The sequence below is a fragment of the Agrococcus sp. HG114 genome (genome assembly GCF_024723325.1).
In the GTDB taxonomy this organism is placed as follows: domain Bacteria; phylum Actinomycetota; class Actinomycetes; order Actinomycetales; family Microbacteriaceae; genus Agrococcus.
Genome location: NZ_JANQCH010000248.1, coordinates 1 through 849 on the forward strand (window position 1 = coordinate 1; position 849 = coordinate 849).

The 849-nt window shown below is 78.0% G+C and carries 1 protein-coding gene; it reads left to right on the forward strand.

Annotated features, from left to right (window positions below):
• Positions 1–849 (forward strand): MFS transporter (locus NWP09_RS13045; RefSeq protein WP_258275916.1); only part of this gene is annotated, 849 nt, incomplete at both ends.

Genomic DNA, 849 nt, shown 5'->3' on the forward strand with positions numbered 1-849 from the left:
GCGCACCGCCGCGGCCGCCGCATCGCGCTCACGAGCGGGGCGCTGCTCGCGCTCGCCGGCGCCCTCACGCTCGCGGTCGGCGGGTCGCTCGGCTCGCCCGCGATCGTGCTGCCCGGCTTCCTCGTCCTCGGCGGCGCGATGGCCGTCAACCTGCAGTCGCGCTTCGCCGCGACCGATCTGTCGTCGCCGGGCAGGCGCGGCCGGGACCTCTCGCTCGTCGTGTGGATGACGACGATCGGCGTCGTCGTGGGCCCGAACCTCATCGGCCCCGGCGACGCGCTCGGCATCGGCCTCGGGCTGCCGCCGCTCGTCGGCGCCTACCTCATCAGCGCCGCGGCGATGGCCGTCGTCGCGGCCGTGCTGTGGACGCTCCTGCGGCCGGACCCGCTGCTGGCGAGCCGCATCGGCGTGCCCGCCCAGGCCGCGCCGCCCCGCCTGCGCCTCGCGGAGCATCCGCGGGCCCTCGCCGCCGTCGTCGCGGTCGCCGCCGCCCACGCGACCATGGTGGGCGTCATGGCGCTCACGCCCGTGCACCTCGACCACGCCGGCCAGCACCTCGGCGTGATCGGGTTCACGATGAGCGCGCACACCGCCGGCATGTACGCGCTCTCGCCCGTGTTCGGGTGGCTCACCGATCGCGTCGGCGCGCGCGCGACGGTGCTCGCGGGCGCGGGGATCCTGCTGCTCGCGCTCGTCGCGAACCTCGCCCTGCCCGTCGGGCTCGCCCCGGTCGGGCTCGCGCTGCTCGGCCTCGGCTGGAGCGCGGCGACGGTCGCGGGATCGACCCTCGTCGCCGCGGCGGTCGAGCCGGCGCTGCGGCCGGCGCTCCAGGGCCGCTCCGACCTCGTG